This window comes from Marinobacter salexigens (assembly GCF_002806945.1).
Classification (GTDB): domain Bacteria; phylum Pseudomonadota; class Gammaproteobacteria; order Pseudomonadales; family Oleiphilaceae; genus Marinobacter; species Marinobacter salexigens.
Genome location: NZ_NIHC01000001.1, coordinates 252,698 through 266,436, shown reverse-complemented (window position 1 = coordinate 266,436; position 13,739 = coordinate 252,698). Strand labels below are relative to the sequence as shown.

Here is a 13,739-nt window from a genome sequence, read left to right as displayed (position 1 = left end):
CCGTTCATACATTGTTGCGCGCGCCGGAGACTGTGGAGCATGAGCGCTGCCGATGGCTCCCTCCAAAACACGCCCGTAAATACGTCCCTGCAGGGCTCGGTCGCGCCATCCCTGGCGCTCCACGGTTTTGGAGGGAGCCATCGGCAGCGCTCGGACTCTTACGTTAACCTGCCTGATAGATTAAAGACAAAACTGCTGAATAAGGCCCTTCAGAATTTTCACCGTGGGCTCCAGCTGTGACATTTCTATGAACTCATCAGGCTGGTGCGCCTGATCTATCGAGCCCGGGCCAAGAACAAGGGTTTCCATGCCAAGCTTTTGCAGCCACGGAGCCTCAGTGGCAAAGGCCACGGCATGGGCGGTATGACCGGTAAGCTGTTCACAGGCCTTCACCAACGCTGCATCGGCTGGCGTCTCGAACGGTGGCACACCATCAAACAACGGCTCAAACTCCATCGCCAGCTCGCGTCGCTCAGCCAATGGCTGAAGCCTGTACAGGATATCCTGCCGCAGGTTTTCCATACTCATACCGGGAAGCGGGCGCAGGTCAAAGTGCAGCTCGCAGCGGGCGCAAATACGGTTCGGGTTATCGCCACCGTGGATGCAGCCCAGGTTGAGTGTTGGCACCTGAACGTCAAAATTCGTGTTGCGATACTGTTGCTGCCAATCTGCGCGCAGCGCCAGCAGTTCGCCAAGGGCCTCGTGCATGCCCTCCAGCGCATTGCGGCCCAGGCTTGGGTCAGATGAATGGCCAGACTGGCCTTCAAACGTCAGCCGCTCCATCATAATGCCCTTGTGCATACGCACAGGCCTGAGACTTGTAGGCTCACCGATGACCGCATAGCGTGCTTTCGGTTTGCCAGCCTCCGCGAGCGCTCTGGCGCCGTTCATGGAGGTTTCTTCGTCGGCGGTTGCAAGGATAATCAAAGGCTGCTTCATGTCGGCGGCGGTGAAGGCTCTGGCGGCTTCAATGGCCAGAGGGAAAAAGCCTTTCATGTCGCAAGTGCCCAAGCCGTACAAACGGTTGTCGCGCTCTGTCAGGGTGAAAGGGTCACTTTGCCAACGCTTGTCATCAAACGGCACTGTGTCTGTATGGCCCGCCAGCACCAGCCCGCCGGAGCCACTGCCCAGCGTTGCAATCAGGTTGTACTTGCCTGCCATGCCGGGTACCGCCAACACTTCAACAGAAAACCCAAGCGCTTCCAGCCACTCACCAAGCCTCCGCACAACCGGCTCATTGCTATGATCCCATTCTGCCGATGCACTGCTGATGGATGGCAGCGAAACCAGCGTAGACAGCATTTCTCTCACACCCGGAACTGTGTCGGCCCTGCGGGTCATTTTACCACTATCGTTATCGTCACCAAACTGCGGCATTGTGCCTCCTCACTCCAGCTGGAGTGCTATTGTCTCTGGCCGCGCCGCCAGACCTCAAACCCTGTAATGGCACGAGTAACAATAGGGTAAGCCACCTCGCCACCCGCCACTTCACGAGCAACCTCCAGCTCCTGTTCGTTTGCGCTCGCCAGGCGGCCTTGCACCAGATTACCGTTTGAAAGTGTCACCCGCACCTTTCGGCCAATCCAGGCCGGCGCTGTTTCAAGCTCTTGTGCATGCCAACTGGCAACCGCCGGATTTTCCCGTAGCACGACGGGTTCCAGAGCTTCTTTGGGTGGTTCAAAAGCAACCGGCTCGGCTTTGCGAAGAAACACATCCGGCACCATGGCACCATTGTATTCCACTGCCCAGGCAAGAGTGCCATCAGCATTTTCATTCTCCGCACGCACCGGTATGCCCAGGGTTTCCGAGCCCGGCCGAACCGACGCTGTAACCTCCCCACCTTCGAGAAGCCACTGCCGGTACAGCGCCAGTAACTGGTCGCTTGCATACCAGCCATGAGTCTTCAATCCGGTTTCGAATGCTTCCACGGCACGGCGGGCCCACTGGGTCATTTCCTGTCCCGCTTCCCGGGCACAGTACGCTGCAATCCGGCGCATCAGGCCGCCATCTCTCAGGGTAATTTCAAGAGGCCGCGATGAGCTCGTCAGGATGCTTTCCGGAGACACCAGGCTGATGCGGGCACCCGGCCAGTTAAGCTCAAGGCTGCCGGTATTTTCCGAGTTCAGCTCAAGGTGGACCCGCTCAGGCGTCTGCTCAAGGATCAGTTCCCCCGACAGTCGGGGGATTCCCATGCGCAGCAGATCGCCGCTGCCAAGCTGCTGGCGCGGGTCCGGGGCGCAGGAAAGTGCGAATAAAGCGGCCTGTTCACGGCCGCCAACGCCGTCTGCTGTGACCCAGTTGCGGAACATGGTTGCTTCCAGCTCCAGGGCCAACCCCTCTGCCTGCAGCGACCAACTGGCAGGAAGCTGAGCTGGATCTGCAAGCGCCTTCAACAGGTCAACAGGAGACCCGGCTTCAAATTCCGCGCGACCAATAACCAGCGGCTGGGTGAGTTCGAAGTCCTGCCAGGACGCGTCGGTGAATACCAGTCGCCCCGCAACGCCGGAGCCAATCTTGCCCCGCTCCAGAACGCCGTTTACGCTAAGCACCTGGCGCGCTTCTGCCATGCGTTGATCCGCCAACCACCAAACACCGGCCTTAAACACGGCAAAGCCAAGCAGAGCTGCCAGTATCAGAGCTGTGAGCAGGCGTTTCATCCGGAAATTCCTCAGGCTGCGCCGTCAGTTACAGGAAATCGTTAGTTACGGGAAATCAGGGTACCAACACCCTCATCGGTAAAGATTTCCAGAAGACACGCGTGCGCCACTCGACCGTCAATAATGTGAGAGGTGCGCACGCCATTCTCCACCGCACTCAGAGCACAACGAATTTTCGGGAGCATACCGCCATGGATTGTGCCATCTTCAATCAGATCGCTAACCTGCTGCGCAGTTAATCCGGTGAGCACTTTGTCTTCCTTGCTCTTGAGCCCGGACACGTTGGTCAGCAGCATGAGCTTTTCAGCCCTCATGGCTTCGGCAACCTTGCCGGCCACCAGATCCGCATTGATATTATAGGAGGCGCCATCCGGGCCCACGCCTATGGGCGCAATCACAGGAATCACGTTGCTGCGAGTAAGCATATCAATCACGTCCACATTGATGCTTGCCACTTCGCCAACACGCCCGATATCTATAATCTCGGGGCGCTCCAGTTCAGGTGAACGGTCTACCACTTCCAGTTTGCGAGCACGAATAAGGTTGGCGTCTTTCCCCGTCAGGCCAATGGCGGTGCCGCCTTGGGCGTTGATCAAGGAAACAATTTCTTTGTTGACCTGGCCACCCAGAACCATTTCCACCACGTCCATTGTTTCGGCATCGGTAACACGCATGCCGTTCACAAAGCTGGACTGGATATTGAGCCGCTGCAGAAGCTCACCAATCTGGGGTCCGCCGCCGTGGACAACAATCGGATTGATGCCCACCAACTTCATGAGTACCACATCCCGGGCGAAGCTGCTCTTCAGATCCTCGTTTTCCATGGCGTTACCGCCATACTTTATAACCACCGTTTTCCCGGTAAACCGTTGAATGTACGGTAATCCACGGCTAAGAACGGTAGCCACCTGCATTGCTGTTTCGCGATCCAGCGTCATCTTTTTGCCTTAATTGCTCAAAATTAACATCGGGGGTCTAAAGAGCCACCATATTCAGAAGTCAGCCACCAGATCCGGCGCGACTTTCTGCAACTGGGCCCGGAAAACATCTTTGATCCGCTCCAAAGCGTCTTCCGTTTCCGCTTCAAAACGAAGTACCAGCACCGGTGTCGTATTGGAAGCACGACACAAACCCCAGCCATCAGCGTAATCCACACGAATACCGTCAATCTTGCTGATATTACCATCACCGAAGTCACCAACTTCGCTCAACTGCTCCATAATGGTGAACTTGCTGCTTTCGGTGACCTCAACATTAAGCTCCGGAGTGCTGATGTCCTCAGGGAAGTCTTCAAATACTTCGTCACTGTGACGATCTTCAATGCCCAGTATTTCCAGAAGCCTGGCTGCTGCGTAAAGCCCATCATCAAACCCGTACCAGCGCTCGGCGAAGAAAATATGGCCGCTCATCTCACCCGCCAGCAGCGCTCCGGTCTCCTTCATTTTGGCCTTCATCAGAGAGTGGCCGGTTTTCCACATGATGGGGCGCCCGCCAGCTTCAGTAATCACCCCGGCAAGCCGGCGACTGCACTTCACATCGTAAATCACATCGGCACCGGGGTTTCGTGACACCACATCACGGGCGAAGAGCATCAGCAAACGGTCTGGCCAGATAATCTTGCCGGTATTCGTTACCAGGCCCAGCCGGTCGCCATCGCCATCAAAGGCCACACCAAGATCTGCGCCTTCCGCTTTGACTCTTTCAATCAGGTCGGCAAGGTTTGCTGGCTTGCCCGGGTCTGGGTGGTGGTTCGGAAAGTCTCCGTCAACCTCGCAATACAACGGAATCACTTCGCAACCGAGCTCTTCAACCAACATGGGACCCAGCTCGCCTGCAATACCGTTGCCGGCATCGACCACAACCTTCAGCGGCGCAGCCACGGCAATATCGCCCACGATACGATCAAGATAAGCTCTGCGCACATCTTCAGACGACTGCGTACCACGACCAGCGGCCAGATTACCTGTCTGCACTCGCTGGTACAGCGCCATGATGGCATCGCCAGAAAGAGTTTCGCCCCCCAGCATGATCTTGAGGCCGTTGTAGTTTGCCGGGTTATGGCTTCCTGTCACCATTACACCCGAGCCATTCTCAAGATGGTGAGTGGCAAAATACAGCACCGGTGTTGGCACAGCACCAACGTGAATAACATTACAGCCAGCTGCCATGACTCCCTGGGCCAGCGCATCCGCCAGTTCAGGACTTGAGTGGCGTCCATCGTAGCCTATACAAAGAGAGGCCAGCCCGCGGCTGATGGCTTCTGAGCCTATGGCTACACCAATGCGCTCGACAATGGCCGGCGAAAGTGTCTCACCAACGATGCCCCGGATGTCGTAAGCCCGGAAAATTCCCGGTGACATTTCAACAACCGATTCCTGCTCTTCCTCAACCTCCGGCATTTCTCCGCCGGTAAAGAATGAGCTGTCCTTGTTACCGGAGCCAAAACCCAAAACATCTTCATCGCCGTCAAGCATATCAATGTCTGGCAGTTCCTTGTCCTGGAACAGCGGCTCGGCATCGCCGATTTCAGCCGGCCTGGCGCCCTGGGCAGATTTTGGCTTTGCTGCTTCACCAGCCTTCGCCACACGTTTTTCCACAACCTGGGAAAGCCTGTAAAGCACCTCTGCCGCCGAGGCAACCATATCCCACTGAAAAACGGGCAACTTCTGGCGCTCGCCTCCGAACACCTTATGGGCCCACTGGATCAGATTGGTCACTTCATGGCGTAAATTCTTCTGGGCACGGACAAGCAATACCCACACCAGCAAAGCGGCGACCAGAGCAGGCACACCTACCAACAGGGCCATCAATACAATGTTCATAGAGGGCTCTGGCAAAGCTCCCGGCCTGTAGCTGAGAGCCCAGTCCGGATTGGCAAGGGTTCGGGTTTCGGCTGCGTCTGCGCCCAACCCGGAACTGCCACCGTTACTGACGAACGTTCGGGACGTTCCGGAAACGGTTTGTATCAACGCCAACTCGCCCCCAAGACGGGCATTAGCCACCGAAAGGAGTGGCCGAAGCTGTGATGCATCAAACACCACCAGAAGGCTGCCTACAACAGCCTTGCTGGACGGATTCCGCACCGGCGCTGCCATTTGTACATACCAACGATTGTCACGTGGGAAAGCATCCGGATGCAAAGGCTGGCTGTTTTCAGCGCGACGTACCAGTTCAAGCCCGGCAAAACCAAGCAAAGCATTTGCATCGCCCGTTCTCGGGATCTGGCGGTAGGGAAATAGATACGCCGCCTGAACACCCGGCAAGGCAGTGACCAGCCGCTGCTGTATCGCAGCAGGATCCCTGCGTGCCATCAAGGTATCTACAACATGGGGCTGAGTAGCCAGCCCATTTACACTTTGCTGCATTAACGCAAGATACTGACCTATGCGCTGGGCAGCCGCATCTGCCTCCGCGGTTTTCCGTTCGTTGAAGCGTTCTTCAGCTGCTGGCTGCAACACAAGAAAATACACCAGGACAATGGCAGTCGCGCCCGCCACCAATATGACCAGCGCCTGCCTGATTGCCGTCTGACCCAGGTGGGCCATCTTGGAACTAGCGGAGGCCCGGGCTTTCTGTTTTTTTTCTGCTTTGGCTACCGGCTGCTCATCAGAAGGTGCCTCAGACGCTTTCTTCTTACCCAGTTTCATAGTTCATCCTGCAAATTATCTTTTTATCCTGGACAAGCTCTATTCGGCAAAGTATAGACGCCACATCAAATTTCTGCGCTAAAGCTCAAGTGCTACCGGGTTCCGGTGGAGCCGAAACCACCTTCGCCCCGGGAACTGGAATCAAACTCGGACACAACTTTAAAGTTGGCCTGAACCACCGGCACCAAAACCAATTGCGCAATCCGCTCACCGACGTCAACCGTGAAAGCCGTTTTGCCTCGATTCCAGCAAGACACCATCAGCTCGCCCTGGTAGTCAGAATCGATCAACCCCACCAGGTTACCCAGAACAATACCGTGCTTGTGACCCAGCCCGCTTCTGGGCAGGATCATGGCGGCCAGTGACGGATCGGCAATGTAAATCGACAGCCCGGTTCGGATCAATTGTGTGTCTCCTGGCTCAAGGGTCAGGGGCTCATCAAGGCATGCCCGCAAGTCCAAGCCGGCCGAGCCTTCTGTTGCGTATTCGGGAAACGCAATCTGGTTGCCAATCCGGTCATCAAGAATACGTACCTGTAAATTAATTTTTTTGCTCATGTTATTCCTGCTTCAGGTGGTCGCCAATTAACGCCACAAGTCGTGATGCAATAGCTTTTTTGGTGTCCGGACCTATGGTTTCTTGTCCGTCCGGCCAGAACACAGTCACAGCGTTATTGTCACTGTTGAATCCCAGCCCTGGGGCAGACACATCGTTGGCGACAATCATACGCAGTTTCTTGCGCTGCATTTTGTCTTTGGCGTAGCCGGCCACATCTGATGTTTCAGCCGCAAAACCCACAGTAAAGGGTGCGTCCGGACGCCCGGCAATGGTTGCCAGCGTATCGGGGTTGCGCACCAGTGGCAGCGCCATGGACTCACTGGATTTTTTGATTTTGTCGTCAGCACGACTCTCAGGCCGGTAGTCTGCAACCGCAGCTGTTGCAACAAACAGGTCGCAGCCTTCATCAACTGCCTCCATGGAGGCCTTCAGCATGTCTTCGGCTGTAACAACAGGACGAACCTCAATCCCCACTGGAGCTGGTAAATTGACCGGCCCGCTCACCAGAACAACGCGGCCACCCGCATCCCGGGCAGCAACAGCCAGCGCGTACCCCATCTTGCCGGAACTGTGATTGGTGATATAACGCACCGGATCTATGGGCTCACGGGTTGGCCCGGCTGTAATAACAACACGCCTGCCCGCAAGCTCTCCTGCCCCAGAGTGCTTATTCATGATCAGGCCAGCAATTTCCGCAGCCTCAAGCATGCGTCCAGGCCCATTATCGCCGCAAGCCTGTTCGCCCTGGTCCGGGCCCCAGAGTGATATTTGCAAATCGCACTCCAGCAAACGGATATTGCGCTGGGTACGCTCGTTACCCCACATAGCCTGGTTCATGGCGGGTGCAACAGCGATGGGCGCCTCTGTTGCGCAACAGACGGTGGTCAGCAAATCGTCGGCCATGCCGTGGGCAAGCCGTGCTATAAAATCTGCAGAGGCCGGTGCAATGACCACCTGGTCAGCCCATTTGGCCAACTCTATGTGCCCCATACCGGCTTCGGCCTCCGGGTCAAGCAGGGAGGTACGCACCGGCTCGCCGCTGAGCGCCTGAAAGGTCAGGGGCGTTACGAAGGCTTCCGCACCTCGGGTCATGATGACCCTTACCTCATAGCCAGCCTTTTTCAGCAAGCGCACAAGCTCGGCGCTTTTATAGGCTGCAATGCCACCGGTTATGCCCAGCAGTATTTTTCTGACGGCCATCATAAGGCTCCGTATCCGCTTAATATGAAAGGCTTCTAAGATAGCATGCCCAGAGAATACCGACAGCCCGCAAGACAGACTGCTCGTTTACCATTTGTTGCTTTTTGAAGTAGTCTTCGTAACTGAAACGCGCAGGAAGCGCCAATACTTTCCCAAAAACCCTCAAAACATTTCGCAAGGAAGCCGACATGACCGATTCCGCCTGGCCTATGGATGAGCGCCCCCGTGAGCGACTGCTTGCCCACGGCCCCGAAAGCCTTTCAGACGCCGAATTGCTTGCCATCTTTTTACGCACCGGCACTACTGGTATGCCGGTTATGGAGCTCTCGCGATTTCTTCTGCACGAATTTTCTGGCCTTCGTGGGTTGCTGACAGCATCGCGCAGGCAGTTCTGTGGCGTAAAAGGACTGGGCACCGCAAAATACGCGCAAGTTCAGGCGGCTATGGAAATGGCTCGAAGGGTAATGGATGAACCACTACGCCAAGGCGACCCACTTCGTTCACCGGAGGACACCCGGCGCTTTCTTACCAGCCGGTTGGGTACCTATCCGCACGAAGTCTTTGCGGGCCTCTTCCTGGATAACCGGCACCGGGTCATTCAATACCGGGAATTGTTCAGGGGCACCATTGACGGCGCTGCAGTGTATCCACGGGAAGTTGTACGCCAAGCGCTGGAAGATAATGCAGCTGCCGTCATTTTCGCCCATAATCACCCCTCCGGAGTAGCCGAGCCCAGCCAGGCAGATATTTCACTGACAAAACGCCTGAAAGAAGCGCTTGGGTTGGTGGATATCAGGGTTCTTGACCATATGGTTGTGGGTCACGGTGAGGTAATATCCCTTGCAGAACGTGGTTTAATGTAAACCATCGCAGGCGAACCCAGGAAAACTGGACAAAATCCCAACAATTTTTTGCGTTGGTGTGCTGGTTCTGGTATAAAAGCGTCCCTTTCTGGCGGCGTCTGGCGAGCAGCGTTCAGTTCAGGGGCGCAAACAGGAGCCTAATCACTCCTCGGCAACCAGAGACGCATTAAAATCGAATTCGTATTTATTAAGACCATTGCTCAGGTCGGAGGCAAGTATGTCCAGAGTTTGTCAGGTAACCGGAAAGCGTCCGGTCACTGGTAACAACGTTTCTCACGCGATGAACCACACCCGTCGTCGTTTTCTGCCAAACCTGCAAAGCAAGCGCTTTTGGGTTGAGTCTGAAAAGCGTTTCGTAAGGCTGCGCACGTCTACCAAAGGTATGCGCATCATCGATAAAAAAGGTATTGACGCTGTACTGGCCGATCTTCGTGCCCGCGGCGAGAAAGTATAAGGAGCTGCATCATGCGCGAAAAAATCAAGCTGGTATCGTCAGCAGGCACGGGTCACTTCTACACGACCCTGAAGAACAAACGTAACACTCCGGAAAAAATCGAGATCAAAAAGTACGATCCGGTTGTCCGCAAGCACGTTGCGTACAAGGAAGCCAAGATCAAGTAATTCCTGATCTGGCATCCATAAAAAAGCCCGGCAAACTGCCGGGCTTTTTTATGCTCTCTTTTCGGAAGCGCTCCTTAGAACTTTTCCAGATACCCGTCGGGCAAAGCTATATCCATGGCAATCGGCAAGTGATCTGACATGGGATAACTCACCACCTCGGAATTTCTTATCTGCAAACTCGGGCTCACCAGAATGTGATCCAGCGCCTTCTCGGGCCGCCAGCTTGGAAAGCTGTGGGCGCTGTCTGGCAGGGGTATCAGGTCCGTTTCTTTCAGAGGCGTCTGGGTTAACAGCTGCTCAGCATGGGCATTCATATCCCCCATCAACACCACATGCCGGTACTTTGAGATCAACTCACTGATAAAGCCCAACTGCCGCTGCTGCGCTGATTTACTCAGGGCAAGATGCATCATCACCAGCACCAGCGGGTCTTCCTCTGTGCCATAGCGAGCAACAATAGCGCCTCTTCCGGGAAGCCGCCCAGGCAACTTGTATTCTTTTACATCCAGCGGCCGGAAACGGCTGAGCAAACCATTGCTGTGCTGGGCAATTTGCCCAAGGTTGCGGTTTAACTGCTGATGCCAGTATGGGATACCTGCCGCCTCAGCAAGGTACTGCACCTGATTGATATGGCCACTGCGCAGGCTCCCCCCATCACACTCCTGCAGTGCAATCACATCGTAATTGCTAAGCAGCGAGGCTATACGATCCAGATTCTGGATTCGATTGCGATGAGGGAGGAAATGCTGCCAGCTTCTGGTCAGATAGTGGCGATAGGAGGAGGTGTTAATGCCTACCTGTATATTAAAAGTCAGTAGCCGAAGATGGCGCTGGGGCTCAAACGCCGGAACATGCTCAAGCCCCGAGTTAGAGCCCTTCGGCTCTGCCCGGGCACTGAGGATGCCATCCAGCTGCTTTCTGAAGCGTTTATACATAATGTTTCTGTTATTTTAACCCGTTTACTAATCCAGAAAACGAGAAAGCCACCCAAGGCGGCAACTTACTGATCCGCAACCTGCTCTTTCTCCACCAGATAGTCCACAACCTCCAACATCGCCTCAAGGCTACCCGCCATAGAGGCACTGACTGTGTACTTTCCATTTACCAGCATAGACGGTGTGCCGGTAATACGCGCGCCTCGGATTTTAGACTGCGCCTGTTGCATGCGCGCATTGACACCGAAGCTGTTGAAGTTATTAAGAAACTCTTCACGATCCACACCACGGCCTGCAACAAAATCGGCTAGCGAGTCACCATCATTTAACGGCCGACGCTGACCCGCCAGGGCCTCGAACAGTGCATCGTGCACTTTATCCAGCGAGTTCATGGCTTCAAGCGCATAAAAAGCCTGCGCATGGGGAACCCACGAACGGCCCAGAGCGGCAGGAATACGTACATATTCTACATAATCCGGAGCCTTGGCTTCCCAGCTTTCGGCAAGCGGTTTGAAGTTATAGCAATGCGGGCATCCATACCAGAACACCTCTGCCACTTCGATACTGGCCCCACTGTCTGTACGCACCGGAGTGTCGAGTTTTTTATAATGCGTCCCTTCCTTCCAGTCAGTCGCATTGGCTTGGCCAAACAGGGCCAAGGCTGCCAAAAGCACACCAGCCGCTCTGAGCGCTCGAAACATGAAATATCTCCAGATTTTATAAATGTCGTTATAAGGGAATTATGACCCGCCAAACCTGAAAAGTTCCACTATTTGCGGATTACAGGTACGACAGACAAAAAACCCCGCACAGGGCGGGGTTTTAACAATTACGAAAACCGAATCAGTTCAGGCCAGAGATATAACTGGAAACAGCCTCAATTTCTGCATCGGTCAGCCTAGCAGACACATCCATCATGATCGCCGCATTAGCTCCGCTGGCACGGGTGCCATCGCGATAAGCTTCAAGTTGCTTGACCAGGTACTCAGCATTCTGGCCCCCGATATGCGGATACCCGGCTGGCTCATTACCTTTACCCTGCGGGCTGTGACAGGCTGCACAGGCGGGAACCCCAGAGGCCATATTGCCACCTCGATAAATTGCAGCGCCCTTTTCTACCAATTCCGGGTCGGCCTGGCTAACAATCATTTTCTGCTGGGCAAAGTAAGCGGCCAGATCTTCCAGATCCTGCTTCGACTTGCCAGTAAGCTGGCCAATCATCTCGGGAATGGGTCGGGTATCTTCCTGTATTGCTACTAGCTGGTCATACAGATACCTTTCACCCAGCCCTGATATTTTCGGATAGACGCCCATAATCGGCTTGGCTCCACCTTGGCCATGACAGGCCTGGCAGGCTGCCGCCGCTTGTTTGCCCGCTTCAGGATCCCCTGCTCCATGCGCCATTGCTGTAAGGCCAACGCCGAATACAAATCCTGCGATCAGTTTCTTCATGCTCGCTCCGCTTCTCTCATCTCGAAAAATATTCTTGGTTTACAGCCGGCAGGCGCTGTTCAGTCAGGCTCAAGACCAAGGCTGACAGCGGTTACGCCAAGCGTACCGCCCGGAATTGGTGTAGCATTATACATTAATCTCTAATAACTGAAATCCAAAGGAAAGCCAACCGCTGTGGACTCTGACCTGACTCAAAAAAGCATCTCTTTTAACAGCGCTCGCTTCCTGATTAGCGCGCCCCGACTGGAAGACTGCCCGCCAGACACAGGAGCAGAAGTCGCTTTCGCCGGGCGTTCAAATGCAGGTAAGTCCAGCGCCATGAACGCAATTACCGCGAACGGCAAACTGGCCCGCACCAGTAAAACCCCCGGGCGCACGCGCCTGATCAACTTTTTTTCCCTGAACCGCGAACATGCCCGGCTCGTGGATTTGCCCGGGTATGGCTACGCAAAAGTATCCCGGGATATGAAAGATGACTGGCAAAAGCACTTGGGGCAGTACCTCAACCAACGCCAAAGCCTCCGTGGCCTGGTTCTGGTGACGGACATTCGCCATCCGCTTACTGAATTCGACCAAATGATGGTGGAATGGTGCGAACATAACAAGCTGCCACTGATGATTTTGGCCACCAAGGCCGATAAATTAAAGTTCGGGCAAGCAAAAACCGCCATGCTGGAGATTGCCAAAAGGCTTAAGACGTTTACCTGCGTTGAGCACCTGCTTATGTTCTCGGCAACCTCCAAGCGAGGTGTTGATGAGTGTCGGGTGGCACTAACGGGCTGGCTGGAAGGTTCTGGAGAGGGTTCGCAGTAACATGGAAAAAACCGGCCTGTAAAAAATCAGGCCGGTAAAACGTCAGGGTTTGCGACGTGTTAAAACCTGAGAACACACTCAGGAGGCGCCGGAAACGTCCGAATTTCCAACACCTGATACCGAGACAAACTTTAATCAAAAAAGTTCCGGTGGCACACATCTGCTCCTGAAACTACTTCCGCCGATGTCGGAGGTGAAATCAGCCCACAACATCCACTGGCTCACCTGTCTGCTCAGGTATCATAGGCCGATACTTTTCCCTCAGCTCCATTACTTGCTCGCGGTAGGCTGGCATGACATATGGAATCTCTAGTGTCAGCACCTGATAAATGCCCTGTTTCAGCTCTCGCAGCGTCATGCAGGCCGAAGTCTTTTCTGCATGGGCCGTTTTAAGAAACGCCATCCAGTTGGTGACTATCAACCATACATTCAGTGACATGGCAGCTCGCAAAGCTTCTGGCTGAGGCTCAAGAACGCCGCCATCTGCCAATTTCTCAAAGATTCGGCTTATCGCCGCCAGGCACCGATTTGTAAACCTCTGATAGTCCGTGCGCAAGCGTTGATCCCGGTCCAGAAGATTTTCAAGGTCCCTGTGGAGAAAGCGATAGCTCCAAAGCCCGTCGAACACAGACTCCAGATAAAAGGTCATATCATCCAGGTTCAGTGGCCTGTTATCAGGAATGTCGAGGTAGTAATCCACCAGCTTTTCATATTCCTGAAATATCTCGTAAATGATGTCGGACTTGTTGCGGAAGTGGTAATAGAGGTTACCCGGCGAAATCGCCAGATGCGCCGCAATATGATTGGTAGTTACGTTTCGCTCGCCCTGCTCGTTAAACAGTTCAAGGCTCGCCAGCAAGATTTTGTCTCTGGTTTTCATAAGCTCATCAGCATTTGTTGTTGTGCTGCTCACAGATGGCCTCATTAGCCACTGGAGCCGCTTGACTCCCTAGAGTATATACTCTAATAATACCTCAAAGTGCAAATTGAGCG

Annotated in this window: 14 protein-coding genes; 4 read left to right on the top strand and 10 right to left on the bottom strand. The window is 54.6% G+C overall.

Features of this window, described 5'->3' with window-relative positions; translation table 11 throughout:
- Positions 1-180 precede the first annotated feature (180 nt).
- The 6 genes from argE to coaBC all read right to left on the bottom strand — a co-directional run bounded on the left by argE (position 181) and on the right by coaBC (position 8,062).
- Positions 181-1,341 carry an acetylornithine deacetylase gene (gene argE / locus CDH47_RS01220; protein ID WP_100638719.1) on the bottom strand — a complete coding sequence of 387 codons (1,161 nt, stop codon included), beginning with the start codon at positions 1,339-1,341 and terminating at the stop codon, positions 181-183.
- 62 nt (positions 1,342-1,403) lie between these two features.
- Positions 1,404-2,657, bottom strand: a complete 1,254-nt coding sequence (locus CDH47_RS01215) for an acetylornithine deacetylase (protein WP_100638008.1) — start codon at positions 2,655-2,657, stop codon at positions 1,404-1,406.
- Between the two features lie 41 nt (positions 2,658-2,698).
- Positions 2,699-3,595, bottom strand: coding sequence for an acetylglutamate kinase (gene argB / locus CDH47_RS01210; RefSeq protein WP_100638007.1), 897 nt, complete (start codon positions 3,593-3,595; stop codon positions 2,699-2,701).
- A 54-nt stretch (positions 3,596-3,649) separates the two neighbouring features.
- Entirely contained in the window at positions 3,650-6,304 is a 2,655-nt protein-coding gene (locus CDH47_RS17765) for a phosphomannomutase/phosphoglucomutase (RefSeq protein ID WP_100638006.1), read from the bottom strand.
- Positions 6,305-6,396: 92 nt separating this feature from the next.
- Positions 6,397-6,861 (bottom strand): dUTP diphosphatase, encoded by a 465-nt coding sequence (dut, locus tag CDH47_RS01200; RefSeq protein ID WP_100638005.1) that lies wholly within the window; start codon positions 6,859-6,861, stop codon positions 6,397-6,399.
- A gap of 1 nt (position 6,862) precedes the next feature.
- Entirely contained in the window at positions 6,863-8,062 is a 1,200-nt protein-coding gene (coaBC, locus tag CDH47_RS01195) for a bifunctional phosphopantothenoylcysteine decarboxylase/phosphopantothenate--cysteine ligase CoaBC (protein ID WP_100638004.1), read from the bottom strand.
- 188 nt (positions 8,063-8,250) lie between these two features.
- Between coaBC and radC the strand changes: the two genes are divergently transcribed.
- The 3 genes from radC to rpmG all read left to right on the top strand — a co-directional run bounded on the left by radC (position 8,251) and on the right by rpmG (position 9,546).
- Positions 8,251-8,925, top strand: a complete 675-nt coding sequence (radC, locus tag CDH47_RS01190; RefSeq protein ID WP_100638003.1) for a RadC family protein — start codon at positions 8,251-8,253, stop codon at positions 8,923-8,925.
- 217 nt (positions 8,926-9,142) lie between these two features.
- Positions 9,143-9,379: a 50S ribosomal protein L28 gene (gene rpmB, locus CDH47_RS01185; RefSeq protein ID WP_100638002.1), complete on the top strand. Its 237-nt coding sequence runs from the start codon at positions 9,143-9,145 to the stop codon at positions 9,377-9,379.
- 11 nt (positions 9,380-9,390) lie between these two features.
- Positions 9,391-9,546 (top strand): 50S ribosomal protein L33, encoded by a 156-nt coding sequence (rpmG, locus tag CDH47_RS01180; protein WP_100638001.1) that lies wholly within the window; start codon positions 9,391-9,393, stop codon positions 9,544-9,546.
- Positions 9,547-9,620: 74 nt separating this feature from the next.
- Here the strand turns inward: rpmG and CDH47_RS01175 are convergent, their stop codons facing one another.
- The 3 genes from CDH47_RS01175 to CDH47_RS01165 form a co-directional block, all read right to left on the bottom strand.
- Positions 9,621-10,481 (bottom strand): endonuclease/exonuclease/phosphatase family protein, encoded by an 861-nt coding sequence (locus tag CDH47_RS01175; RefSeq protein WP_100638000.1) that lies wholly within the window; start codon positions 10,479-10,481, stop codon positions 9,621-9,623.
- 65 nt (positions 10,482-10,546) lie between these two features.
- Positions 10,547-11,182, bottom strand: coding sequence for a thiol:disulfide interchange protein DsbA/DsbL (locus CDH47_RS01170; protein WP_100637999.1), 636 nt, complete (start codon positions 11,180-11,182; stop codon positions 10,547-10,549).
- Positions 11,183-11,324: 142 nt separating this feature from the next.
- Positions 11,325-11,933, bottom strand: coding sequence for a c-type cytochrome (locus tag CDH47_RS01165; RefSeq protein WP_100637998.1), 609 nt, complete (start codon positions 11,931-11,933; stop codon positions 11,325-11,327).
- A 174-nt stretch (positions 11,934-12,107) separates the two neighbouring features.
- On the opposite strand from CDH47_RS01165, the gene yihA reads away from it, so the two are divergent.
- A complete protein-coding gene (gene yihA, locus CDH47_RS01160) occupies positions 12,108-12,746 on the top strand; it encodes a ribosome biogenesis GTP-binding protein YihA/YsxC (protein ID WP_100637997.1) in 639 nt (212 codons plus the stop codon).
- 199 nt (positions 12,747-12,945) lie between these two features.
- On the opposite strand, the gene CDH47_RS01155 is transcribed toward yihA, so the two are convergent.
- Positions 12,946-13,626 carry a TetR/AcrR family transcriptional regulator gene (locus tag CDH47_RS01155; protein WP_100638718.1) on the bottom strand — a complete coding sequence of 227 codons (681 nt, stop codon included), beginning with the start codon at positions 13,624-13,626 and terminating at the stop codon, positions 12,946-12,948.
- Positions 13,627-13,739: the final 113 nt, after the last annotated feature.